The organism is Leifsonia poae, assembly GCF_050632195.1.
GTDB lineage: Bacteria > Actinomycetota > Actinomycetes > Actinomycetales > Microbacteriaceae > Leifsonia > Leifsonia poae_C.
The window spans coordinates 3,789,062-3,812,817 of record NZ_CP192580.1; the positions used below are offsets into that span (position 1 = coordinate 3,789,062).

Sequence of the window (23,756 nt, forward strand, 5' to 3'; positions counted from 1 at the left end):
CCTCAGGATGCGATCCCCAGCGCGCTGCGTGCAGCCGTCGCAGACGGACACCGCGTCAGAGCTGCGCCATGATCTGGCGGGCGATGACGCGGCCGGCACGGTTGGCTCCGATGGTGCTCGCCTGGGGTCCGTACCCGGCCAGGAATATGCGGGGGTCCTGCCAGGATGCTCCCGACTCGACGGTCAGACCGCCTGCCTTCTCCCGCAGCTTGAGCGGCGACAGGTGTCGCAACTCCGGCCGGAAGCCGGTGGCCCAGATGATGGCGTCGGCCTGCGTGAACGAGCCGTCGGGCCAGCGCACGCCGTTCTCCTCGATCGCCGTGAACATGGGGCGCTCGGTGAGAATTCCGCGGTCGACGGCCGCAGCGATGCGCCGTGTGCGCGGGATGCCCGTGCCACTCACGATGCTGGGCAGTGCCTTGCCCGCGCGCGCAGCCGCATCCTGAGCCGCCACCGCAGCCACGCCGCCCTCGATCGTGAGCTCCGACTCGTCTTTGAACTCGACGGGGCGTCGGGTCGCCCAGGTCACCTGTGCGGCGACATGCTCGAGCTCCAGGATGAACCCGATCGCCGACGTGCCGCCGCCGACGACCACCACGGACTGGCCCGCGAACTCCTCGGCGGACAGATAAGAGGAGGTGTGAACATGCCTTCCTGAGAATGTGTTCATACCCGGGTAGTACGGAACGAAGGGCGCACCCCATGTTCCTGTCGCGTTCACGACGACGCGGGTGGCGGTCTCGCCACGAGTGTGCTGAACCATCAGATCCGCCCCGCGGTCGAAGACGCTCGTGACCGTGACGGGGCGCTGCACGTCGAGACCGTAGTGTTCCTCGAAGCGTCGGTAGTATCCGGCGACGATGTCCTTGGCCGGGAGCGACCGGTCGGCCGTCTCGAAACTGATGCCGAGCTCGGCCATTCCGGGCAGATCGTTCACGTGATGGGCGGTGCCGAGCTTGAGCGCATCCCACCGATGCTGCCACGCGCCGCCCGTTGCCGGACCCCTGTCGTACAGGATGAAATCCACACCGGGAGTAAGCTCGAACCGCCGCAGATAGTAAGCGACGGCGAGGCCAGCTTGGCCCGCGCCGACGATCACCACCTGGGTGTCGGTCCTGGTCGTGGTCACGCGCTCATCCCATCATCCAACCCTGTGCGTGAACTCGGGGCTCCCGAGGCCCCACATGCTAAACTAGCGGTTAGTTTTCACTGTTCCTGTTCGGATTCCCGGGTGGCTCATTGCCCACCCGGCCTGGCACCGTAAGGGGGTCACGCATGGGGCGCGGCCGTCAAAAGGCAAAGCACACCAAGATCGCGCGGGAGTTGAAGTCATTCAGCCCCGACGTGAACTATGACGCGCTCGAGCGCGAACTGACAGGACACTCCCACCACGACGACCAGTACGCCGCGTGGGCAGACTACGAGCCTGACAGCGGCGGCGGATACACAGACGACTACGAGGGACAAGACCAGCCCAAGCGCGCCTAGCGTTCACGGCGGGTCGACGGGCTGCACGAGCCGGCGCCGATTGGCGCTAGCTACAGCCAGCCCTTCTCCGCAGCGATCACGGCCGCCTCGGAGCGGTTCCGTGCGCCCGTCTTCCCGATCGCGCTCGACAGGTGATTCCTGACCGTTCCCTCGCTGAGGTAGAGCGTGTGCGCGATGTCCGTGATGCTGCCACCGCCTGCGGCGACCGTGAGCACCTCGGTCTCGCGCGGAGTCAGCGGCGAGACACCTGACGCCAGGGACTCCGCGGCGAGCGCGGGGTCCACGACGCGAAGGCCCGCGGCGACCCGACGCACCGCATCCGCGAGTTGGCCCGACGGGGTGTCCTTGACGACGAATCCGGATGCGCCCGCCTCCATCGCGCGCCGCAGGTACCCCGGCCGTCCGAACGTCGTCACGATGAGCGACCGGCAACTCGGGAGGGTCGCCCGAAGAGCGGCGGCAGCCTGAATCCCGTCGAGGCCCGGCATCTCTACGTCGAGCAGCGCGACATCCGCCGCGTTCGCGCGCGCCGCATCCACGACCTCGTCGCCGCGTCCGACCTGCGCCACCACCTCGAGGTCGGGCTCGAGATCGAGCAGCGCAGCCAGGGCACCGCGCACCAACGCCTGGTCGTCCGCCAGCAGGAGACGGATGGGGTCGCTCACGTGTTCGCCTTCCGCACCGTCAGTCGCACTCCACCGTGCTCGCTCGCTCCGATCAGCACTCGGGCGCCGGCCGCGCGGGCGCGTGCCGTCAGACCGTCGAGGCCGTTGCCGCTGTCGACCGCGACCAGGGTCTGCTCATCTCCGCCGACTGCACCGGATCCACCGGGTGACCCGGATGACCCGATCAGGCCGCGTGAGCCCGGAGCACGGCCCGAGCCGGGGATCCCGACCGTGCCGACCCCGCTCATCCCCCGCCCGTCGTCTTCGACTTCGAGGCTGTCGTGTGTCACGGTGACCCAGCAGTTGCGAGAGCCCGAGTGCCGGATGACGTTCGTGACGCCCTCGCGCAGCACCCACCCGAAGAGCTCTCGAAGCTCGGGGTCGACGTCTTCGCCGTTTCGCGGGAGGTGCGCGTCGATGTCCGCGGCGGCCAGCCCGGCCTGGGCTGCCGCCAGTTCGGTCGAGAGGCTCATCTCGCGATAGCCGGCGACCGCCGCGCGGAGGTCCGCCAGTGCAGAGCGGCTCAGGCGCTCGATGTCCGCGATCTCGGCCTCGGCCTTGACCGGGTCGATCGCCACCAGGCGCCGGGCCAGCTCCGACTTCACCGTGACGACGGTGAGCGAGTGCCCGAGAACGTCGTGCATGTCGCGCGAGAACCGCCCGCGTTCCTCGATCACGGCGAGGCGCGCGATCTCACCCTGGGCTCGTTTCAGGCTGCGATACGACTCGAGCTGCCGGGCGAACGCGAACATCATGATCCCGATCGAGACGGTGACGAGTGCGATGAACCAGTTGTCGTCGAAGTCCCCGGTCAGCGCGACGATCACCAACTGGCCGGCGCCGAGGGCCGCGATCGACGCGATGGATGCGACGGGCGGGAGGCCGAGCATCCCGATCACACAGGCGACGTAGACCCAAGTCCAGCAGGCCGAGATGCCGATCAGGGGGAACAGGGCGAGATTGAGCACGAAGTACCCGACAACAGCCCAGGCCCGCACCCGCAGCGACGACCACCAGAACAACGGCGGGATCACCAGGAACCCGATGTAGACCAGGCACAGCACGAAGGTGGCGGCGACCTTCTCGCCGAGGCTTCCCGAACTGCTCCAGACACCGATCACGGTCGAGATCTGGTAGAGCAGGCCGATGATGGCGCCCGGATACCAGCGGCGCGCGCTCATATGGGTCAGTCGCGCGAACAGCCGATCGGGCTTCTCGTACTCCGTGCTGTCCACTGTCAACACCCTAGTCACCGTCGAGGGGTCGGGACACGCCGTCGCGGCCTCTGCCGTGGCGGCGTGTTGCGACCCCTCATCGGGCGACCCCTCATCGGGCTGGCGCGGCGTGCGGACCATCAGCTGCGGGCCGCATCCCGCCGGTAGCGCCACACGATGAACGCGGCGAGAACCACGGTCCAGCCGAGCAGCACGAGCGCCGGGCTCAGGATGTCGCCGTTCTGGTGCGCCCCCATCTGGCCGATGCGGTTCAGCCAGTACGACGGCACGATCTGCGCGACGTTCGCGACCCAGGCCGGGAAGATCTGCAGCGGGATCCAGAGTCCGCCGAGCACAGCCATCCCCATGAATACGGCCATGAACAGCGGCTGCGCATACTCGGGCTTGGCGAACTGCCCGATCAGGATGCCGATCAGCGCGAAGGGGATCACCCCGAGCCAGAGACCCAGACCGGCCGTCAGCCAGTTGCCGAGGGGCAGGCTCGAGTGGAACAGGATGCCCGAGACGCTGAAGATGACGACGATCGACACCAGAGCCATCAGCATCGAGGTGACGAGCTTCGAGACAAGGTAACCCGTGCCGCTCAGTGGAGTGAGGCGCAGCTGGCGGTTCCAGCCGATCGAGCGCTCGGTGACGATGTTGAAGGCGAGCGACAGCGCAGCCATCATGCCGCCGTAGCCGGCCACCTGGATCGTCGTGACGGCGATCCACGGCAGCTTCGTCACGGGGTCGACCTGACCGCTGCCGCCGAACGAGCCGCCGAACGCGACGAGCATGACGAGAGGCACGGCGAGGGTGAAAATCATCGAGCGCGCGTTGCGGATCTGGCGCAGGGACTCGAGTCCGAGGTAGGCAATGCTCATCGTGCTGCTCCGTTCGTGGTGAGGGCGGACTGGTTGGCGGGCTCGGATTCGCCGAGAGTGGCGGAAGCCGGCTCGCCCAGCGCGGCGGCTCCTTCGGTGAGTGCGAGGAACGCGTCGTCCATCGTGTGCGCGGTGACCTCGATGTCGTGGATGTCGTGGTGCGCCGCGAGCAGCGCGCGCAGGGTCAGATCCGAGTCCTCGCTGACGATCGTCAGCTGCTCGGCGCGGTGATCGAGCGAGCGGACGCCGGGGAGCGCACGCAGCGCATCCTCGACCGCGGGGGTCCAGGCGAAGTCGAAGCCGGCCCGGATGCGCCTGCCGGAGACGACCGCCTTGACCTCGGTCGGCGTGCCGTCGGCGACGACGCGGCCCGAGCTCAGCATGACGATCCGGTCGGCGTATGTGTCGGCCTCGTCGAGGTAGTGGGTGGCGAAGACCACGGTTCGGCCCTCATCCGTGAACTCCCGCATCGACTGCCAGAAGGTGCGTCGCGCCTCGACGTCCATCGCGGCCGTCGGTTCGTCGAGGAAGAGCAGGTCGGGGTTGGAGACCACCGCGACGGCAAACCTCGCCCGCTGCATCTGACCGCCCGACAGCTTGCTGACCTTCTGCTTGGCGATCTCGGTGCAGCGCGCCCGCTCAAGCGCCTCGGCGACGGTGAGCGGATGCTTGTGCGCGGCTGCGACGAGCGCCACCGACTGGGCGACCGTCAGCGTCGGCAGCAGCGCGCCGCCCTGCAGCATGGCTCCCACCCGCCCCTGCACGATTGCGGAGCGCGGGTCGCCGCCGAAGAGCTCGGCCCGACCGGCGGTGGGTTGCGCGAGTCCGAGGGCGAGGTCGATCGTCGTCGACTTGCCGGCTCCGTTGGGGCCGAGCAGCGCGACGACCTCGCCCGGATTGATGGTGAGGTTCACCCCGTTGACCGCCTGCAGGGAGCCGAAGGACTTCCGCAGATCGGTGAGGTGGATGGCTGGTGTCTGGTTCACACTCTCAGCGTGCCCGGATGCCCGGGACCCGGCGAAGAGCATCCGTCAGGGGTGCGAGGTGACATTTGTCACGCCTGGGCGTTGCGCGTGCTCCCGAACTTGAAGAGGCCGAACACACCGAGGATGCCGCCCACTGCGAGCAGGGCGCCGCCCAGCATCAGCACCAGATCGCTGGCCGTGTTGGCGACGCGGCCCGACGCCGTCGGGTCCCCCGCGGGGAGGGCCGAATCCGAGCCGCCCCCGCTCGCACCCGGATGACCGGACGTGTCCGAAGTGACGTTTCCCACGGTCGTCGAGCCGGACGCGGTGACCGCCGGGAGCTTGACCGTCGCGCCGGCCACATCCACCGGCGCGGTCGCGCGCTGCAGGAGTACGAAGAAGGTCGCCTCGCCCGAGCCCGCGGCACGGTCGGCGACCGGGATGCTGATCGTCGCCGAGAGCTGACCCGCGACGAGCGTGACCGTGCCCTGCGCCGCTGTGTAGTCGCTGCCAGCCTTCGCCGTGCCGTCCGCGGTCGTGTAGTCGACGGATGCGACTCCAGCACCGGATGCACGCGTCACCGTGACGAAAGCCTGGCGCTTGTCCGCGGAGAAACCGCTCGGCGTCACCGAGAGCGCGCCCGTTGACGCACTGACGGTGAAGTCGGCCTGAGCATGCGAGGTCAGAAGAAGGGAGCCGGTCGCGGGGATGAACGTAGCGACGACCGTGTGGGAGCCCGCCGCGGGAGCCGGGACGACCGCGCGCGCGACGCCGGTCGCGTCGACCGACGCAACCGTGGGGGTTCCGGAGTCGACCGCGAACGACACCTGGCCGCTGTCGGGTGCGCCCAGCTGCATCCGGGAGACCGCTGCTGTGAGCGTCACGGTGTCGCCCGACGCGACCGTCGACGGCGCCGAGAGCGCAACAGTCGTGACGGTGTCGCACGAGGGAATGGCGGTCCCTGCTCTCGGGGCGATGACGTAGTTGTCCCCCACGCTCCAGATCAGGCTCCCGCCGCCGACAGAATCGACGGTGGCCGCGAACGCTCCGTGATGCTCGCCAGGGAGGAAGGACGACGGCTGACCGCGATCGAGTGGGCCCGGGGTCAAGAAGTTGTCGACAGTGCCTGCAGCCAGGGGGATGGGCGTGGCGGAGACGTTGCGGTATCCGAAGACGATGGTGCGAGTCGTCTGGCCCGATCCGGCATCGCTGTCCGCCACGCAATCGACGAGCGGGGTGACGGCCGCGCTGTTCGGCACGACGGTGGGTGGTGCCACAGGAGCAGCGGATGCGGCTGCGGCGGGGGCCAGAACCGCCACACCCGCCAGCGCGAGACCGAGAGCTGCGACCCCGACGGCTGCATGGATACTGAGATGCAGACGGGTCACACGCGCGAGTCTAACCGCCCGGGGCCGACCATCGCGTCTACCCGTTGTGGTGACACGCTCGCCGCCGCGGTCTACACTGCCCGGACATGACCGTAACCGAGTGGTTGTTGGATGCGGATCCTGCGATCCGCTGGCAAGTCATGCGCGATCTGACCGACGAACCCGCCGAGGTCGTCGCCGCGGAGCGCGCCAAAGTCGCCTACGAAGGCTGGGGCGATCGCCTACTCGCGCTGCAGGGCGCCGATGGCCAATGGGACGGCGGCACCTACTTTCCGTCATGGGCGACGTGGAACGATCCGCAGCCGTGGACGGCGACCGCCCCGACGCTGGCGCTGCTTCGTGAGCTGGGTGCGCATCCTGAGACCGAGCATGTGCAATGGGCGATCGAACTCGTGCGCGCGAACAGCAAGTGGGAGCACGACGGGGAGGACTTCTTCGCCGGCGAGGTGGAGCCGTGCATCAACGGCCTGACCGTCGCTCTCGGCTCGTACTACGGCCAGGACGTCCGCGCGATCGTGGACCGGCTGCTCGGCGAGCAGATGGCCGACGGCGGCTGGAATTGCGAACAGGAGAACGGCTCGGTGCGCGGTTCGTTCGGCAGCACGATCAACGTTCTCGAGGGGCTGCTCGAGTGGGAACGCGCCACGGGAGGCACACCCGAAGCTCGGGCCGCCCGCGAACGCGGTGAGGAGTATCTGCTCGAACGGCGCCTGTTCCGGCGCGTCTCTACCGGGGAGGTGGCGGACAGCGACTGGCTGCAGTTCTCGTTCCCGCCCCGCTGGCACTACGACGTGCTCCGTGGTCTCGACTACTTTCGCTCTGTCGGCGGCACTCCGGATGCGCGACTGGCCGAGGCGGTCGGAGTGCTCGAGGGTCGACGCGACGACGAAGGCAGGTGGCCGCTCGAGAACACGCACGCGGGCGCGGTGCACTTCGAGCTGGAGGACGGCGACGGCCGGCCGAGCAGGTGGAATACGCTGCGCGCGCTCAGGGTGCTGCGCTGGTGGGAGGCGAACTACCCGGCGTAGGAGCCGACCAGGCGCACCGCGCCGCCGTCGACGCCCTTGGCGCCCTGCTCGAAACCGGCGAGGTCTCGGGATGCGGTCGACACGGTTCCCGCTGTCCAGGCGTGGATGCCCTCGCCTTCGATGGCGGCGATGACCGTGGCGGCCTTGTCTGCGGCGACGACGGCGAACATCCCGATGCCCAGGTTCCAGGTTCCCTCGCTCGATTCGAGGGTCGAACCGGCGAGATCGCTCAGGATGCGGAAGACCGGCGTGGGCGACCAGGTGCCGCGCTCGACCTCGACCCACGAACCGAGCGGGAGCACGCGCGCGAGGTTCGCAGCGATGCCGCCACCGGTGACATGGCTGAGCGAGTGGATCGCACCGGTGAGCTCGGGATCCTGCAGCACCTTCAGCAGGGGCGCGGTGTAGAGGCGAGTCGGCTCGAGGAGCGCCTCGCCGACCTGACCGCCGAAGGCGTCAGAGTGGTCGGTGAAGCCGACCTTGTTCTGGGCCAGGATGTGCCGCACGAGCGAGAAGCCGTTCGAGTGGAGGCCCGACGATGCGAGGGCCACCACGACGTCGCCGTCGCGCACGCGCTCGGCTCCGAGAACCGCATCCGCCTCGACCGCGCCGACGGCAGCGCCGGCCACGTCGTAGTCGTCGGGAGCCAGGAGTCCAGGATGCTCGGCCGTCTCGCCGCCGACGAGTGCCGTTCCCGTCGCCTCGCAGGCGCGCGCGATGCCGGTGACGATCTCCGCGATGCGGGCCGGGACGACCTTGCCGCACGCGATGTAGTCGGTCATGAACATCGGCTTCGCGCCGACCACGATGATGTCGTCGACGACCATGCCGACCAGATCCTGGCCGATGGTGTCGTGCTTGTCGATCGCCTGCGCGATCGCGACCTTCGTGCCGACACCGTCGGTGCTTGTCGCGAGCAGCGGGTGCTTGAAGTCCTTGAGGGCCGAGACGTCGAACAGCCCGGCGAAACCGCCGACTCCGCCGAACACCTCGGGGGTGTGGGTGCGCGACACGGCCGACTTCATCAGCTCGACGGCGAGATCACCGGCGGCGGTGTCGACACCGGCCGCGGCGTAGGAGGCGGAAGAGGACGGGTGCTGTTCGGTCACGAGTCAAGGGTACCGGGCCGTGGCCGCGCGGAAATCCGATGAGCCAGCCGGCCGCGAGCTACTCCGGGCGGCCCGGGTCTCCGAAGGCCGGGTTCAGGACGGACTCGAATTCAGCGTCCGGTCCCGGGTCGCAGCCGTCAGCAGCGGCGACACCGTCGGCCGGAGCCTCGGCACCGCCGGGACGCTCGAGCAGGTTCTTGCCCAGGTGGTGCGCATCCGGAAGCTCGATCGGGTAGATGCCGGTGAAACAGGCCGTGCACAGACGCTCGCGGGGCTGCTCGGTCGCAGCGATCATGCCGTCTTCCGATAGGTAGCCGAGGCTGTCGGCACCGATCGACTGGCGCACCTCGTCGACACCCAGGCCGGTCGCGATGAGCTCTGCGCGGGAGGCGAAGTCGATGCCGTAGAAGCACGGCCACGTGATGGGCGGGCTCGAGATGCGAACGTGCACCTCGGCGGCGCCGGCCTCCCGGAGCATGGAGACCAGGGCTCGCTGGGTGTTGCCGCGCACGATCGAGTCGTCGACCACGATCAGGCGCTTGCCCTTGATGACCTCTTTCAACGGGTTCAGCTTGAGCTTGATGCCACGCTGGCGGATCGTCTGCGACGGCTGGATGAACGTGCGACCCACGTACGAGTTCTTCACGAGGCCCTGACCGAACGGGATGCCCGAGGCCTGCGCGTAGCCGATCGCCGCGGGGGTTCCGGATTCGGGGGTCGGGATGACGAGGTCGGCCTCGACCATGTGCTCCTGGGCCAGCCGGCGGCCCATCTCGACGCGTGCCTCGTGGACTCCGCGGCCGGCGATGGTGGTGTCGGGACGCGCGAGGTAGACGTACTCGAAGACGCATCCGGCGCGGCGCTCCTCGGCGAAACGCTGGGTGCGGAGCCCGTTCTCGTCGATGGCGATCAACTCGCCCGGCTCGACCTCGCGGACGAAGCTGGCGCCGACGATGTCGAGGGCTGCGGTCTCGGACGCGACGACCCAGCCGCGCTCGAGGCGGCCGAGCACCAGCGGGCGCACGCCCTGGGGGTCGCGCGCCGCGTAGAGGGTGTGCTCGTCCATGAAGACGAGGCAGAAGGCGCCGCGGAGGTGCGGGAGCACTTCGAGGGCGGTCGCTTCGAGGGTGTGGTCGAGGTCGCCCGTGAAGAGCGCCGTGATGACGGCGGTGTCGGTGGTGTTGCCGCGCGAGAGCTCGCCATCGAGCTGCGGGTAGCGGTCGTGCACGAGCTGCATCAGCTCGGCGGTGTTGGTCAGGTTGCCGTTGTGACCGAGTGCGACGGTTCCGCCCGCGGTGCTGCCGAGCGTCGGCTGCGCGTTCTGCCAAGTGGAGGCGCCAGTCGTCGAGTACCGGCAGTGTCCGACGGCGATGTGGCCGGGGAGCGAGTTGAGCGCGTTCTCGTTGAACACCTGCGAGACGAGACCCATGTCTTTGTAGATGAGGATCTTGTTGCCGTCGCTGGTGGCGATACCCGCCGACTCCTGGCCGCGGTGCTGGAGCGCGTAGAGGCCGAAGTAGCTCAGCTTCGCCACCTCTTCGCCGGGTGCCCAGACGCCGAAGACGCCGCAGGCATCTTGCGGGCCCTTCTCGCCGGGGAGTAGATCGTGGTTGAGAAGACCGTCGCCTCTGGACAAACCGTGGAACCCTTCAGTCGGGATTTTCAGTTCTCGATGGATTTGTGGGTGTCGGGTGCGTCTTCGATTCCGGGAGTCTCCGCGCGGGTGACGCGCTCCTCCGGCTCAGCCGACACCGTAACTCTATCGGCCAGGACGGTGCGCGCCTTGCGGGTGCCCGACCGGTCGACCAGCAGGGCGACGACCGCCCCGATCGCGACTCCGACGACCCCGAAGAACAACAGCAGGAAGCCGAAGACGGCGCCGCGGTCGTAGGTGGGGTTCTCCGGAAAGGCGAACGTGAGAATGAGCGCGACGACCGCGAAGACGAGGAAGCCCGCGAGCATGAACCGCGCGTATCGCGGCGAGCGCTTCACGCGCACCGAACTCTCGGTGACCGTTCCGCGCTCATCGGGCTCAGTACTCATGTGTCCATTGTCCCTTAAGGAACCTGGGAGTGGGTGCGCCCTTCGTCGGTCCCTGCTCTCCGCGTCGGCTCCGGTCAGGAGATGCCGGCGACCCGCAACGGGAGGAGTCCCTCGAGGTCGGCGCGCTGGCCGGAAGCGTGCACCTTTCCGGCGGCGACGGCCTCGGCCCAGGTGGTGCCGCCGGTCGCCAGACCGAGCCAGGTGGGCGCATCCGTCTCGATCACATTCGGGGGCGTTCCGCGTGTGTGTCGCGGCCCGGGGATGCACTGCACCGCCCCGAAGGGTGGCACACGCACCTCCACGGTGTTGCCCGGGGCGCGCTCTGCGAGCAGCTGCAGCAGGTAGCGCACGGCCATCGCGGTGGTGTTGCGGTCGGCCCTGTCGCCGAGTGCCGCGCGCACGGCGGCCTCGCCGTCAGCATCCTGAATCTTCGCGCGAGCCATGCCCCCATCTTTCCAGGCCCGCCGGGATGCGGGGAGCGGGCAGTCCTCTAGCATTGTTGGCGTGAAGATTCTGGTGCTGGGTTCGGGCGCGCGCGAGCACGCCATCGTCACGTCGCTGCTGAGCGAAGAGGCGGCGCACGACATCGTCGTGGCCCCCGGCAACGCGGGAATCGCTCAGGATGTGCGGGTCGATCCCGGCCTGGATCCGCTCGACGGCATCGCGGTCACCGAGTACGCGATCGAGAACGGCATCGAGCTCGTGGTGATCGGGCCGGAGGCTCCGCTCGTCGCCGGTGTGGCGGATCCGCTCCGCACCCGCGGCATTCCCGTATTCGGGCCGGGCAAGGTCGCCGCGCAGCTCGAAGGGTCGAAGACGTTCGCGAAGCGGGTGATGGATGCTGCGGGCGTTCCCACGGGACGTGCTGTGCGCGCATCCACCCTCCTCGACGTCGAGGAAGCGCTGGACACGTTCGGGGCGCCGTACGTCGTCAAGGCCGACGGTCTCGCGGCAGGCAAGGGCGTTCTCGTCACGGAGGATCGCGAGGCGGCGGTCGACCACGCCACGCACTATCTGGAGTCGGGCAGCGTGCTGATCGAGGAGTTCCTCGACGGCCAGGAGGTCTCGCTCTTCCTCGTGAGCGATGGCCACAACGTGCTCCCGCTCGACCCTGCGCAGGATTTCAAGCGCCTCCTCGACGGCGATGCCGGGCCGAACACGGGCGGAATGGGTGCGTACTCCCCCTCCCGTGGCTTCCCGAGAACTTCGTCGACGAGGTCATCGACACCGTCGCCATCCCGACCGTGCGTCAGCTGGCCAAGGAGCAGACGCCGTTCATAGGGCTGCTGTACTGCGGGCTCATCCTGACCGCGCACGGGATTCGCGTCATCGAGTTCAACGCGCGCTTCGGGGATCCGGAGACCCAGGTCGTGCTGCCCCGGCTCGTGACGCCGCTCTCGGAGCTGCTGTTCTCGGCCGCGACCGGAGCGCTCGCTGGACAGCCGCGGCCCGCGTTCGCCTGGGATGCGACGGTCACGGTCGTGCTTGCGAGCGAGGGGTATCCGGAGGCGCCGATCACCGGGCGTCCGATCACCGGTCTCGAGGAGGCGGCGGCTGTGCCCGAGGTGACGATCGCGCATGCGGCAACGGCTCGGGATGCGCAGACCGGCGAGCTCATCGCCACCGGTGGCCGGGTGCTCAGCGTCGTCGCCCGCGGGACGACGTTCGCGGAGGCGCGGAGCCGCGCTTATGAGGCGATCGGGAAGATCCGGCTCGAGGGGTCGCAGTACCGGACGGACATCGCCGCGCGCGTCACGGTGTGACGCGCGGGTTGCGGCGACGGCGGCGTTCGCCCCGAATCGTGCCAAAAGTGCAGTTCGCGGGATGCCGAGCCCGCTTTTCGCACGACTCGACGCGCTGCGGAGCCGCTCCACATCCCGAATCGTGCCAAAAGTGCAGTTTGCGGGATGCCGGCGCCACTTTTCGCACGAACGGACGGGATGCGGGGCGTGAGGGCGCGGCACCGGTGGACTGGTCCGATTACGGTGAGGTCGAGGGGGTGCGGCGATGGATGGTGCGGATGAGGACGGCTGGTCGGCGGTAGCGGGCGAGTGGGCCGAGTTGTGGGGCGGGTTCTCCGACCCGGCACGGCGGGCGGTCGTCGCCGCGACGGGAATCGGCAGAGCATCCCGAGTGCTCGACATCGGCTGCGGGAGCGGAGAGTTCCTCGCCATGCTCGACGGGATCGGCGCGGACGCTGCGGGGATCGACCCTGCGCCGGGCATGGTCGCTCTCGCGCGCGCCGCAGCCCCGAAAGCGGATGTGCAGACAGCCTCGGCGGAGTCGTTGCCGTGGTCCGACGGCAGCTTCGACGTCGTGTGCGCGTTCAACGCTTTGCAGTTCGCCGAGGACACGCTGGATGCCGTGGCCGAGATGGTTCGCGTGACGAAACCCGGCGGGCTCATCGCTGTCGCGAACTGGGCGGAGCGGAGCCGCAACGACATCGACACGATCGAGGAAGCTTTGGCGGTGGCGGACGGGGAAGAGCCGATTCCCGACGGCGATCTGCGCCCGGAGGGCGGGCTCGAGTCCCTGTTCGCCGAAGCGGGGCTCAAGCTCGTGGTCGCCGACATCGTCGAAGTGCTCTGGACGGCATCCGACGACGAGACACTTGTGCGCGGAGTGCTCCTCGGCGAGGATGCGAAGGGCCAAGCTGCCGGGGCTGCGACGGTTTTGAGCGCGGCAGCGCCGTTCCGAACCGGGGACGGCGGCTACCGCCTGCGCAACGCGTTCCGCTTGGCGGTCGCTCGCACCCCTGCCTGACCGCTCAGTCGAGCAGGCGCCCCACGAACGCGTTGCGGAACTTGCCCGACGGATCGAACTCCTCGGCCAACTCCCGGAAGTCGGCCAGTTTCGGGTAGAGCCCCGGGACCACGCCGTCGCGGTCGACGTACACCTTGCCCCAGTGGGGGCGTCCGCCGAGCGGGAGCAGCGCATCCTCGAGCGCCGGAAGAATCGCCTCGACGCCCGCCTGGTCGCGGAACCACGTGAAGTGGAACGCGATCACATCGGTGCCGTACGCCGACGACAGCCAGAGGTCATCGGAGGCGACCGTGCGAATCTCGCTGATCTGCAGCAGCGGCGCGATCACTGGCGCCACCGCGCGCACGGCCTCGATCGCCTCGACGGCCCGCGCCCGCGGCACCAGGTACTCGGATTGGATCTCCTCGCCGTTCGACGGCGTGAACTCGAACCGGAAGTGCGCGAGCCGCTCGCTCCACGGGCCGAGCACGCCGAGCTGCTCGGTGGTGTTGCGCACATCCATGGTCGGGATCATGTGGCGCGGTTCCGTGAGGGCGCGTGCGCCGAAGAAGTCGTCCTGGGCCGCGGCAGGCTCGCCGTCGCGTTCCTTGAGCCAGGCCAGGCTCACCGCATCCTCGTCCCATGTGGTGAAGAGGAGACGCTGTATGCGGCCGACGTGATCTGGTCGAGGTGCCCGGTGACCGCATCCCAGGGCAGATTCTCGAAGAGTCGCTGACGCACCTCGAAGGTCGGCTGGATGTCGAGGGTCACCTCGGTGACGACGCCGAGGGCTCCGAGCGACACGACAGCCCCCGCGAACTCCGGGTCGGTGCGGCTGAGCGCGACCGTCTCGCCGTCGGCCTTCAGGATGCGCAACCCGCTGACAGCCTTGGCCAGATTCCCATTGCGGTCGCCGGAGCCGTGTGTCGCCGTGGCGATCGCGCCCGCGATCGAGATGTGCGGGAGCGAGGCGAGGTTGTGGAGCGCCCAGCCGGACTCCTGGAGCACCCGTGCGAGATCGCCGTACCGCACCCCGCCGCCGACGGTCGCCGTGCGAACATCCTGATCGACGCGGATCTCCGCCGGGAGCCCCGCGGTACTCACGAGCAGCCTCGCGTCGTCGGCGAGGTCGTTGAACGTGTGCCGCGATCCGAGCGCCCGCACCGAACTCGCGCCGACCACGATGTCGCGCAACTCTTCGATGCTCGACGGATGCGCGATGGGCGCCCCGTACTCGAAATTGCCGGCCCAGTTGCGCTCGCCCACGGTGGTCCTTCCTCGAAACTTGTTCGGACCAGTCTGGCAGTACCCGCGGCCACTGTGAACGTGCACATGACGCATCGCTACGCGGTGGCGGCTGGACGTCAGGACTGTGGGTCGTCCCGCGCGCTGCCGCGTGACCGCGCGCTGCCGCGTGGCCGCTCGCTGCGGCGTGGCCGCTCGCTGCGGCGTGGCTGCTCGCCGGCGGCCCGTTCGCCGACGTCTCGCTGCTCCCGGTACCCGGAATGCCCATCCGGCGACATCCCCGAGCTCGCGGCCAGCTTCGAGAGCAGGTGCGACAGCTGCGCCTGCTCGGCTTCGTCGAGCGGCTCGAGCAGATCAGCCTGGTGAGACTCCGCTACGCCCCGCAATTGCGAGAGCAGAGTTCGCCCAGCCTGGGTGAGTTCGAGCTCGTAGTTGCGACGATCCTTCGGGCTCCGGATGCGCTCGACCCAGCCCCAGCGCTCCAGGTCGTCGACGAGGGACACCAGCCGGCTCGGCACCGTGCCGAGCAGGGTCGCGAGCTCGCGCTGACTGATCCCCGGGTTGCGCCCGAGCACGCGAAGTGCGCCGGCCACCCGCGGGGTCACTCCCAGTTCGGCGACACGCACCGCGAAGAGGTCAGCCGCATGCGCTCCCAGCTGGGTGAGAAGGAAGGCCGTGCGCGGGCTCGGCCGGTCGGGGCGGGATGCAGGCGCGGCTTCGGTCACGCTCCCACAATAGCTCTTGCAAAGAATGATTACAAAGTGTAATCATTACGTTTATGAACGCTGTTACTACTTCGACCCGTCGGGCCGGTGGCCCTCACCTCGGGGCGCTGGCGATCGTCTCGGCGGCGTTGCTCGCCGCATCCCTCATCGTCGGCGCCATTCTCGCCGGCGGCCCCGGCTTCGTCTCCCCCTTCGCGGGCAAGGATGCGGTCACCGCGTTCGCGCAGTCCGACTGGGTCAGCATCCGGGTTTCCGCACTGCTGACGTTCGGTTCGGCGGTCCCCCTCGGCATCCTCGCGGCGAGCGCGTTCGCGCGCCTGGGTCAACTCGGGGTACGCGTGCCCGGCCCGGCCATCGGGTTCTTCGGCGGTGCCACGGCCTCGATCCTGCTGATGGTGTCCGCGCTGGCGAGCTACGCGCTGAGCCAGCCCGACCTGACAGCCGACGCTTCGATCGCGTACGTCCTCTCGTTTCTCGCCTTCGCGACCGGAGGGGTCGGCTACGCCACCGGGATGGGACTCCTGCTGGCTGGCATCGCCGTGCCGTCCCTCATCCTGAGGCTGCTGCCGCGCTGGCTCAGCTGGACCGGGCTGGTCATCGCGGCCCTCGCCGAGCTCAGCTTTCTCTCGCTCGCGCTCGAACCGCTCCAGTTTCTGCTGCCCATCGCGCGATTCGGCGGGATCCTCTGGCTCATCGCCGCCGGCTTCCTTCTGCCGACCGACCGTCGCGACGTGCGCGACCGCGAGCGGGTGACGGCATGAGCGCGGCACTCGTGCTCGGCGCCAACGGTCTCATCGGCAATGCGATCGCCCGGGCGCTCGGCGCGGACGGGCTCACGGTCGTTCCGGCGGGCCGCGACGCCGAAGCGCTCGCGCGTCTGCAGGACGAGCTGCGCGCATCCGGAGTCGACTGCCCCCGAATCATCGTCGTCGACGCGCTGGACGACGCGGCGCTGGAGGATGCCGTCGCCACCACCGCGGGTGACTTCGGGTTGGCCGTCGCGGTGAACAATGTCGGGCGCGGACACCAGCCGAAGCCGTTGACGCAGTTCGACCTCGCCGAGTTCGACGCCTTGGTGGCGCTCAACTTCCGTAGCGTCGCCGTGGCGATGCGCGCCGAGCTGCTCGCGATGGAGGGCGCCGACGGTCCGCGTGCGATCGTGACGGTCGCGTCGAGCGCGGGCACGGCCGGCGCACCCGGCATGTCGGCGTATGCCGCCGCGAAGCACGCGGTCGTCGGGCTGATCAAGACGGCGGCGATCGATTACGCGCGCAAGGGCATCCGGGTCAACGCGGTCGCGCCCGGCCCGATCGAGTCGGGCCCGATCATGTTTCAGGATGCGGCGGTGCGCAAGCAGGTCGGCGAGTACATGCCGATGGGCCGGATGGGCAGTGCGGAAGAGGTCGCGGACGCCGTTCGGTGGCTGGCCTCGCCGGGAGCTTCTTACGTGACCGGGGTGGTGCTCGCCGTCGACGGTGGAAAGCACGCGTAGTAGGGAGGGGAACTCCGCGCGGGCGCGCGTGCTCGCCGGTCTAGCATTGACGCGTGACCACCTCCCCACCCTCGCCGGCTTCTCGCACGTCTACTCCGGAAAGGTGCGCGACCTGTACGTTCCGTCGGGCGCTACCGGGCTGGACGATACGGATGCCGTGCTCGTTGTCGCGAGCGACCGGGTGAGCGCGTTCGATCATGTGCTGGCCCCGGGCATCCCGAGCAAGGGAGAGCTGCTGACGACGCTCAGCCTGTGGTGGTTCGACCGGCTGTCGGACGTTCCGAACCACCTGATCCCCGACCACCGACTCGTGGGCGACCGCGTGATCGAGGAGATTCCGGATGCTGTGATCGGCCGCTCGATGCTGGTGAAGCCGCTCGACATGTTCCCGATCGAATGCGTGGTTCGCGGCTATCTCACCGGCAGCGGCTGGCTCGAATACCAGGAGTCGCAGAGCGTGTGCGGCATCCCGCTGCCCGCCGGGTTGCAGAACGGCGACCGCCTGCCGGAGCCGATCTACACGCCCGCGTGGAAGGCGCCGCTCGGAGAGCACGACGAAAACATCAGCTTCGAGCGCACCGTCGAGCTGGTCGGGCTCGAGGTCGCGGAGGCGCTGCGCAGCTTGTCCCTGCACCTGTACGCCCGCGGGGCTGAGATCGCGGAGGCCCGCGGGGTCATCATCGCCGACACCAAGTTCGAGTTCGGCGCCGACCGGACGACCGGCGAGATCACCCTCGCCGACGAGGTGCTCACGAGCGATTCGAGCCGGTACTGGGATGCCGCTGCGTACGCATCCGGAACCACCCCCACTGAGCGCATGGCCAGCTTCGACAAGCAGATCGTGCGCGACTGGCTCGCCGCCAACTGGGACAAGACCGGCACGCCGCCCGAGCTCCCGTCGGACATCGTCGAACGCACGGCCGGGCGGTATCGGGAGCTGCTGGAGCGCCTGACCGGCGACTGACGCCGGCGCTTGCTGGCGGGCTGGCGCGCGCTCACTTGCTTTGAACGAGGGGTCGCAACACGCCGTCGGGGCGCGTGCGCTCACGGCGTGTTGCGACCCCTCGTTCGTAGTGGGTGGCGTCCGCGAGGTTGAGTGGTCCCGAATTGCCGTGCGATCAAGTGACTACACGGCAATTCGGGACCACTCAGTGCGCGCGACGGGGAGGACGGGCACGGGAGGCGACGCGGAGGCGGGCACGCGAAGGACGCGAAGCGGCGCGACGGACACGCGAGAGACGCGGAGCGGCGGCGCGTGGTACGCGCGTACTAGAGTGCGGGCGTGCGGACGAACGAGAGCGCTGAGGAGCGGCGGCGCCACATCGGTGAGGCCGTGTGGCGGGTGATCCGGCGCGACGGGATCAACGCGGTGAGCACGCGCACCATCGCGGCCGAGGCGGGGATGGCGCTCGGTTCGCTGCGACACTACTTTCCGCGGCAGGCAGACGTGATCGACTTCGCGATGCGGTTGGTGAGCGAGCGGGCGTCGGCGCGCATCCTGAGCATCGCCGAATCAGCGGGCGACACGGTTCCGGATGCGCAGGTGCTGCTCGAGCAGTACCTCCCGCTCGACGACGAGCGCCGCGAGGAGATGGAGGTCTGGCTCGTGTTCGCCGGGGCGACGCTCTCCGATCCGACGCTCGCATCGGTCAAACGCGACTCCGATGCGGCAATGCTCGAGGTCGTGCGGCGGGTCGTCGAGACGACGTCGCCAGTAGGAACCTCGGGCGCGCGGATCGATCGTGACGCCGAACGCATCCGGGCGCTGATCGACGGGCTGGCGGCGCACCTGGTCGGACCGTTCCCAGCGATGGGGGCTCAGGATGCGCGCGCGATCGTGGCCGCCGAGCTGGCGCGGATCGCCGGCTGACGCATCCTGAACCCCGTCACAGAAATACCCGACGGCGCTCGGGCGTTGAACAACATATGCCCGAGCTCCTTTCCGCTGAAACGTCCATGGGTGCGGTGACCCTTCGCGTCGCCGACCTCGATGGGATGACCGCCTACTACCGCGACGCCGTCACGCTGAGCGTGCTCGCCGCCGAGGGCGGTCGGGTGATCCTGGGGCGGGATGCGACGCCGATCGTGATCCTGGAGCACGCGCCCGAACTGCGGCACGCGGCACCCCACGAGGCCGGGCTCTTCCACACGGCGATCCTCTTCGACAGCGAGGAGACGTTGGCCGCGGCCGTCTACTCCGTTGCGACGAAATCGCCGGGGACCTTCACGGGCAGCGCCGATCACCTCGTGAGCAAGGCCTTCTACTTCACCGATCCGGAAGGCAACGGCGTCGAACTGTACTGGGACCGTGACCGCTCGCAGTGGAGCTGGGTGCACGGACAGGTCGAGATGGCGACGCTGTACCTCGACCCCAACGGTTTTCTCGGTGAGAATCTGACCGAGCGGGCAAGCGCATCCGTCGACGCCGGCGATGACGGCCGGCTCGGGACCGCGGTCGTCGGGCACGTGCACCTGTCGGTGGGCGATGTGGCCTCGGCGCGCTCGTTCTACGTGGACAAGCTCGGGTTCGAGTCGACCGCCGCGCTCGGTAGCCAGGCTCTCTTCGTGAGCGCCGGCGGGTACCACCACCACATGGCGATGAACACCTGGAACTCCCGCGGGGCCGGGCAACGCCGTCTGGCGCTCGGGCTCGGGCAGGTCGAGATCCGGGTGCCGAGTGCCGACGACCTCGGGGAGTTGAGCGAACGGATGCGGCACTACGGTGTCGAGGCCAGGGACGACGGGCGCTCGGTCGCGTTCGACGACCCGTGGGCGAACACGGTTCGGGCTGTGAGCGAGGCGGACGTCGGGTCGTAGGGCGGGAGCATCCGGAACACAGGAGAGTTCGGGTGACACGCCGCTGAATCGTCCGTAACTACGGAGGTTCGGGGTGTGTCGCGACGGATTCTCCGTCGCGAGCGGCGGGACACGCGGAGAAGCCCCGCACCTGCCGCTATTGCGGTGGGTGCGGGGCTTCTGAGACTGCAGGCCGCGAGTGCGGCGCGGGTCAGTCGACCGGAGCGGCGTGGAGGCCGTGCGGCGGCTGCTCGTCCGGGGCCAGGTCGGTGACGGGTGCTACGTCGGCCGCGTGGCTGCCGTGCTGCACCGCATCCACCGGGACGGCGGCGGCGTGCGATCCATGCGACGCGTCGGAACCGGCCCCGACACCGACGGGCACTCCCGCAGGAGCACCGGCAGTACCGGCAGTACCGACAGCACCAGCCCCGGCGGGCACCGCGTTCGGGCCCCAGGCCGGCGGCTTCGGCTTCGCCCAGAAGGCGACGACGATCGCGCCGAGGAAGGCGACGGCTGCGGGCAGCAGCAGTGCCTCCGACATGGCCTGCGTGAATCCGGCGTGGAGGAAGTCGGGCAGCACCGTACCGGTTGCCGCCTCACTCGGGCTGGCTCCGCCGGGCGCCTTGGGCAGGTCGACGGCGAGACGTCCCTCGATGAGGGCGGCGATGGATGCCGAGCCGAGCACGGCACCGATCTGGCGCGTGGTGTTGAACACGCCGGATCCTGCGCCCGCCTGGTTCATCGGCAGGTTGCGGGTGGCCGTCGTGGAGATCGGACCCCACACGCCCGACATCGCGATGCCGAGCAGGGCGCTCGGTGCGAGCAGCCACCAGATGGACACATCCGGAGTCAGGGCCTTCGAGTACCAGAACAGGGATGCCGCGAACAGCACGAGACCGGTGGTCGCGAAGTAGCGCGGGTTGATCCGGTCGATGAGCTTGCCGACGAACGGCGCGAGCACACCGGAGAAGATCGCCATCGGGGCGAGCATCAGGGCGGATTCGGTCGGCGTGAGACCACGGACGGTCTGGAAGTAGAACACCAGCGGCAGCGCCATACAGGTCACGGCGAACCCGACCGTCGTGATGGCCGCGTTCGAGAGCGAGAAGTTGCGGTCGCGGAACAGCTTCAGCGGGAGCAGCGGCTCCTTCTTGTTGTACCGCTGCCACACGACGAAGGCGATCAGCACCACGATGCCGGAGATGATGAGTCCCCAGACCGTGATCGGTCCGGCGATGACGCCCCAGTCGTACGTTCCGCCCTCCTGGATGCCGAAGACCAGGAGGAACATGCCGACCGCGCTCAGCACGACGCCGATGATATCGAAGCTGTGCGAGTGGGTCGGCAGCTTCGGGACGAGACGGAAGGCCAGCACGAATGCGACGACGCCCACGGGGACGTTGATGAAGAAGATCCACTCCCAGCCGAGGCTGTCGACGAGCACGCCACCAAGCAGCGGGCCGATCAGGGTGGCGACACCGGCGACGGCGCCCCAGAGACCCATGGCCGCGCCGCGGCGGTCGGGCGGGAAGATGCGGGTGATGACGGCCATCGTCTGCGGCGTCATGAGAGCGGCGCCGAGACCCTGTACGACACGGGCCGCGATGAGCATCCCGATGCCGCCGCCCGGCAGCACGCCGGAGAATCCGCACCAGGCGGAGGCGAGGGTGAAGATGACGAGACCGATGAGGTAGAGGTTCTTCGGGCCGAAGCGGTCACCGAGACGCCCGGTGATGAGCAGGGGTACCGCGTAGGCGAGGAGGTAGGCGCTCGTCACCCAGATGACGGCGTTGTAGTCGGTGCCGAGGTCGAGCCCCTTCATGATCGCCGGGTTGGCGACCGACACGATGGTCGTGTCGATGAGGATCATGAAGAACCCGATGACCAGCGCCCAGAGGGCCGGCCAAGGCTTCAGTTCTTTTTCCATTGGAGTCTTTTCTTGTTCAGTGGTGCTTCTCCTCGGACCAGGACAGTTCGCCCGATTCGAGGTCGTCGATGAGGGACTCGAGCCAGGTCACTTCGACCTCGCGGAGAGCCCGGGAGTACTGCACGTTGATCCAGTACTTGCGAGGCAGTTTCTTGGCCTCGAGGTCACGGACGCCCGCCTCGATGAGTGCGAGATCGGCGCTCAATAGGGAGATGCGGTTGCGCAGCAGCTGGATGACCGTCTCGACCGGCAGGTTGTGCGATTCGCCGAGGGCCACAGGGAATTCGGGATATTCGTTGATCGGGGTCGCGAGGATCTCCGTGACCCGCTCACTCAGGGCGAGGCTGCCGCGTTCGGTGATCTCGTAGGTGGTGCGCTCGGGCCGGTTGCCTTCGCGCTCGGTGCCCGTCGCCCGCACGAGTTCCTGTCCGGCGAGACGATCGACCGTGTGGTACAGGGAGCCCGGGCGCACCTTGACCATCCGATCCTCCGAACGCTGCACCAGGGTCTGGTACATCTCGTACGGATGCATCGGTCGCTCCATGAGCAGCGCGAGAGCTGCGACACTGAGCGGCGTCAGAGGGGTGACGGGAGGCATGGAACGACAGAATCCGATTCGTTTTGGTGGGTGAGTGGGGGCCAGGATGCCCCGGAATGATTATTCCACTTGGAATATACGGGGCGGACTAGCCCACTGTCAAGCAAACAATCGGAAACGGCCACGCGGCCATGCGGCCGCGTGGCCGTTGAATCAGCGCAACGTGCGGAAGACCGTCAGCTCTCCGGGTTGCGGTGCACCTCGAGAATTCCCGGACGGTCCTTGTCGACGAGGTCTTCGTACGACGGGTTGTAGTCGATGAAGGTGCGGACGATCGGGCACAGCACCGTGACCGTCTGGCCGCGCTCCTGCACGTCGTCGAGCACACGGCGGATCAGCTCGGTCGCGATCCCCTGGCCTCGGTACTCGGGCCAGACCGTGGTACTCAGGAGGAGCATCCGGTTGCCCTCCACTTCGTAGGCCACCGTTGCGACCTGGGTGTCGCCGACGATCGCGTCGAAGGTGTGGCCCTCCTCGTTGCGGACGAGGAAGAACCCGACGCCCGGCGCGAAAGGATCGCCGCTGACCTCGTCGATGAGCACCGTCTGGTCCTGGCTCAGCACACCGGTGCCATCCGGGTAGCCGGCCTCATCCGGGTATTCGACGCCGTACTTGCCTTGTTCAGGATTCTCGGACATGCTCCAGAATAACGCCGCAGACGGCAGATGGACCCGGCTAGATCGACCCGGCTTTCTCGGTCTGGAACCAGCCGCGCTCCGGATTCGTGACTCCCGGCAGGCGGGGCGCATCCTGAGCCGGCCGCGCCCAGCGCACGGCGTTCGCCAGCACCAGCCGCACCTGATCGTGGAAGTACACCGGGTAGTCCTGGTCGCCGGGGCTGAAGTAGAAGACCTTGCCGTTGCCGCGGCGGAACGTGACACCCGACCGGAACACCTCGCCGCCCTCGAACGAGCTCACGAAGACCAGCTCGTCCGGGGTCGGGATGTCGAAGAACTCGCCGTACATCTCCTGGTGGTCGATGACGATCGGCATCTGCACGCCCTCGGCGATGGGATGCGTCGGCGCGACGGTCCAGACCAGCTCACGCTCCGCCTCGTTGCGCCAGGCGAGCGAACACGTCGTCCCCATGAGCGAACGGAAGATCTTCGAGAAGTGACCGGAGTGGAGCACCAGCAGCCCCATCCCTTCGAGCACTCTGCGGTGCACTCGGGCCACGACGGCGTCATCGACGTCGTCGTGGGCCACGTGACCCCACCAGAGGAGCACATCCGTCTCGGCGAGCACGGCCTCGGTGAGACCGTGCTCGTCGTCGGCCAGGATGGCCGTGCGGATCACTGCGTCGCCGGGCAGCCGCTCGCGCAGCCCCTCGGCGATCGCACCGTGGATGCCCGTCGGGTACAGCTCGGCGACGTGCGCGTCGACGACCTCGTGCACACCCTCGTTCCAGACGGTGACCCGCAACGGCCTCAGCTCCCCTGCTCCCATC

The 23,756-nt window shown here is 68.7% G+C and carries 24 protein-coding genes and 2 pseudogenes; 10 read left to right on the top strand and 16 right to left on the bottom strand.

The window, feature by feature from the left end; all coding sequences use genetic code 11:
• Nucleotides 1–55 precede the first annotated feature (55 nt).
• Nucleotides 56–1,129, bottom strand: coding sequence for an NAD(P)-binding domain-containing protein (locus ACQ86A_RS19035; RefSeq protein ID WP_431278472.1), 1,074 nt, complete (start codon nt 1,127–1,129; stop codon nt 56–58).
• A gap of 146 nt (nt 1,130–1,275) precedes the next feature.
• On the opposite strand from ACQ86A_RS19035, the gene ACQ86A_RS19040 reads away from it, so the two are divergent.
• Nucleotides 1,276–1,488, top strand: coding sequence for a DUF3073 domain-containing protein (locus ACQ86A_RS19040; protein WP_431278473.1), 213 nt, complete (start codon nt 1,276–1,278; stop codon nt 1,486–1,488).
• Between the two features lie 50 nt (nt 1,489–1,538).
• On the opposite strand, the gene ACQ86A_RS19045 is transcribed toward ACQ86A_RS19040, so the two are convergent.
• The 5 genes from ACQ86A_RS19045 to ACQ86A_RS19065 all read right to left on the bottom strand — a co-directional run bounded on the left by ACQ86A_RS19045 (nt 1,539) and on the right by ACQ86A_RS19065 (nt 6,604).
• A complete protein-coding gene (locus ACQ86A_RS19045; RefSeq protein ID WP_431278474.1) occupies nt 1,539–2,153 on the bottom strand; it encodes a response regulator in 615 nt (204 codons plus the stop codon).
• Nucleotides 2,150–3,388, bottom strand: coding sequence for a histidine kinase (locus tag ACQ86A_RS19050; protein ID WP_431278475.1), 1,239 nt, complete (start codon nt 3,386–3,388; stop codon nt 2,150–2,152). The genes ACQ86A_RS19045 and ACQ86A_RS19050 overlap by 4 nt, the downstream gene beginning before the upstream one ends.
• A 119-nt stretch (nt 3,389–3,507) precedes the next feature.
• Nucleotides 3,508–4,251, bottom strand: coding sequence for an ABC transporter permease (locus ACQ86A_RS19055; RefSeq protein WP_431278476.1), 744 nt, complete (start codon nt 4,249–4,251; stop codon nt 3,508–3,510).
• A complete protein-coding gene (locus ACQ86A_RS19060) occupies nt 4,248–5,237 on the bottom strand; it encodes an ABC transporter ATP-binding protein (RefSeq protein ID WP_431278477.1) in 990 nt (329 codons plus the stop codon). The genes ACQ86A_RS19055 and ACQ86A_RS19060 overlap by 4 nt, the downstream gene beginning before the upstream one ends.
• A 68-nt stretch (nt 5,238–5,305) precedes the next feature.
• Entirely contained in the window at nt 5,306–6,604 is a 1,299-nt protein-coding gene (locus ACQ86A_RS19065) for a Calx-beta domain-containing protein (protein WP_431278478.1), read from the bottom strand.
• Nucleotides 6,605–6,690: 86 nt separating this feature from the next.
• Between ACQ86A_RS19065 and ACQ86A_RS19070 the strand changes: the two genes are divergently transcribed.
• Entirely contained in the window at nt 6,691–7,632 is a 942-nt protein-coding gene (locus tag ACQ86A_RS19070; RefSeq protein WP_431278479.1) for a hypothetical protein, read from the top strand.
• On the opposite strand, the gene purM is transcribed toward ACQ86A_RS19070, so the two are convergent.
• The 4 genes from purM to ACQ86A_RS19090 form a co-directional block, all read right to left on the bottom strand.
• Entirely contained in the window at nt 7,620–8,741 is a 1,122-nt protein-coding gene (gene purM / locus ACQ86A_RS19075) for a phosphoribosylformylglycinamidine cyclo-ligase (RefSeq protein ID WP_431278480.1), read from the bottom strand. The two genes, ACQ86A_RS19070 and purM, sit on opposite strands and share 13 nt — an antisense overlap.
• A 58-nt stretch (nt 8,742–8,799) precedes the next feature.
• Complete coding sequence (purF, locus tag ACQ86A_RS19080; protein WP_431278481.1) at nt 8,800–10,377, bottom strand: amidophosphoribosyltransferase; 1,578 nt, start codon at nt 10,375–10,377, stop codon at nt 8,800–8,802.
• A gap of 26 nt (nt 10,378–10,403) precedes the next feature.
• Complete coding sequence (locus ACQ86A_RS19085) at nt 10,404–10,784, bottom strand: hypothetical protein (protein WP_431278482.1); 381 nt, start codon at nt 10,782–10,784, stop codon at nt 10,404–10,406.
• A gap of 74 nt (nt 10,785–10,858) precedes the next feature.
• A complete protein-coding gene (locus ACQ86A_RS19090; protein WP_431278483.1) occupies nt 10,859–11,227 on the bottom strand; it encodes a sterol carrier family protein in 369 nt (122 codons plus the stop codon).
• On the opposite strand from ACQ86A_RS19090, the pseudogene ACQ86A_RS19095 reads away from it, so the two are divergent.
• The 3 genes and pseudogenes from ACQ86A_RS19095 to ACQ86A_RS19105 all read left to right on the top strand — a co-directional run.
• Nucleotides 11,226–12,088, top strand: a pseudogene (locus ACQ86A_RS19095) (phosphoribosylamine--glycine ligase); the annotation flags it as partial. The gene ACQ86A_RS19090 and the pseudogene ACQ86A_RS19095 overlap by 2 nt on opposite strands.
• A 177-nt stretch (nt 12,089–12,265) precedes the next feature.
• Entirely contained in the window at nt 12,266–12,547 is a 282-nt protein-coding gene (locus ACQ86A_RS19100; RefSeq protein WP_431280493.1) for a phosphoribosylglycinamide synthetase C domain-containing protein, read from the top strand.
• A 244-nt stretch (nt 12,548–12,791) separates the two neighbouring features.
• Nucleotides 12,792–13,547, top strand: coding sequence for a class I SAM-dependent methyltransferase (locus ACQ86A_RS19105; RefSeq protein WP_431278484.1), 756 nt, complete (start codon nt 12,792–12,794; stop codon nt 13,545–13,547).
• Between the two features lie 4 nt (nt 13,548–13,551).
• On the opposite strand, the pseudogene ACQ86A_RS19110 reads toward ACQ86A_RS19105, so the two are convergent.
• Nucleotides 13,552–14,792 (bottom strand): annotated as a pseudogene (locus tag ACQ86A_RS19110) (FAD-binding protein).
• A 98-nt stretch (nt 14,793–14,890) separates the two neighbouring features.
• Nucleotides 14,891–15,496: a MarR family winged helix-turn-helix transcriptional regulator gene (locus ACQ86A_RS19115; protein WP_431278485.1), complete on the bottom strand. Its 606-nt coding sequence runs from the start codon at nt 15,494–15,496 to the stop codon at nt 14,891–14,893.
• Nucleotides 15,497–15,549: 53 nt separating this feature from the next.
• Here ACQ86A_RS19115 and ACQ86A_RS19120 point away from each other — a divergent pair, with 53 nt between their 5' ends.
• The 5 genes from ACQ86A_RS19120 to ACQ86A_RS19140 all read left to right on the top strand — a co-directional run bounded on the left by ACQ86A_RS19120 (nt 15,550) and on the right by ACQ86A_RS19140 (nt 19,805).
• Nucleotides 15,550–16,257 carry a hypothetical protein gene (locus ACQ86A_RS19120; protein WP_431278486.1) on the top strand — a complete coding sequence of 236 codons (708 nt, stop codon included), beginning with the start codon at nt 15,550–15,552 and terminating at the stop codon, nt 16,255–16,257.
• Entirely contained in the window at nt 16,254–16,988 is a 735-nt protein-coding gene (locus ACQ86A_RS19125) for an SDR family NAD(P)-dependent oxidoreductase (protein ID WP_431278487.1), read from the top strand. Before ACQ86A_RS19120 ends, ACQ86A_RS19125 begins: the two co-directional genes overlap by 4 nt.
• A gap of 46 nt (nt 16,989–17,034) precedes the next feature.
• Nucleotides 17,035–17,952, top strand: a complete 918-nt coding sequence (locus ACQ86A_RS19130; protein WP_431278488.1) for a phosphoribosylaminoimidazolesuccinocarboxamide synthase — start codon at nt 17,035–17,037, stop codon at nt 17,950–17,952.
• 318 nt (nt 17,953–18,270) lie between these two features.
• Nucleotides 18,271–18,858 (top strand): TetR/AcrR family transcriptional regulator, encoded by a 588-nt coding sequence (locus ACQ86A_RS19135; RefSeq protein ID WP_431278489.1) that lies wholly within the window; start codon nt 18,271–18,273, stop codon nt 18,856–18,858.
• 86 nt (nt 18,859–18,944) lie between these two features.
• Nucleotides 18,945–19,805: a VOC family protein gene (locus ACQ86A_RS19140; RefSeq protein ID WP_431278490.1), complete on the top strand. Its 861-nt coding sequence runs from the start codon at nt 18,945–18,947 to the stop codon at nt 19,803–19,805.
• Between the two features lie 190 nt (nt 19,806–19,995).
• Here the strand turns inward: ACQ86A_RS19140 and ACQ86A_RS19145 are convergent, their stop codons facing one another.
• From ACQ86A_RS19145 to ACQ86A_RS19160, 4 genes are all read right to left on the bottom strand, one after another.
• Complete coding sequence (locus ACQ86A_RS19145; RefSeq protein WP_431278491.1) at nt 19,996–21,711, bottom strand: DHA2 family efflux MFS transporter permease subunit; 1,716 nt, start codon at nt 21,709–21,711, stop codon at nt 19,996–19,998.
• A 16-nt stretch (nt 21,712–21,727) separates the two neighbouring features.
• Nucleotides 21,728–22,309, bottom strand: coding sequence for a PadR family transcriptional regulator (locus ACQ86A_RS19150; RefSeq protein WP_431278492.1), 582 nt, complete (start codon nt 22,307–22,309; stop codon nt 21,728–21,730).
• Between the two features lie 176 nt (nt 22,310–22,485).
• The gene (locus tag ACQ86A_RS19155) at nt 22,486–22,947 is read right to left on the bottom strand and encodes a GNAT family N-acetyltransferase (protein WP_431278493.1); all 462 of its coding nucleotides are present in this window, start codon (nt 22,945–22,947) and stop codon (nt 22,486–22,488) included.
• 37 nt (nt 22,948–22,984) lie between these two features.
• Complete coding sequence (locus tag ACQ86A_RS19160) at nt 22,985–23,755, bottom strand: ThuA domain-containing protein (protein ID WP_431278494.1); 771 nt, start codon at nt 23,753–23,755, stop codon at nt 22,985–22,987.
• Nucleotide 23,756: the final 1 nt, after the last annotated feature.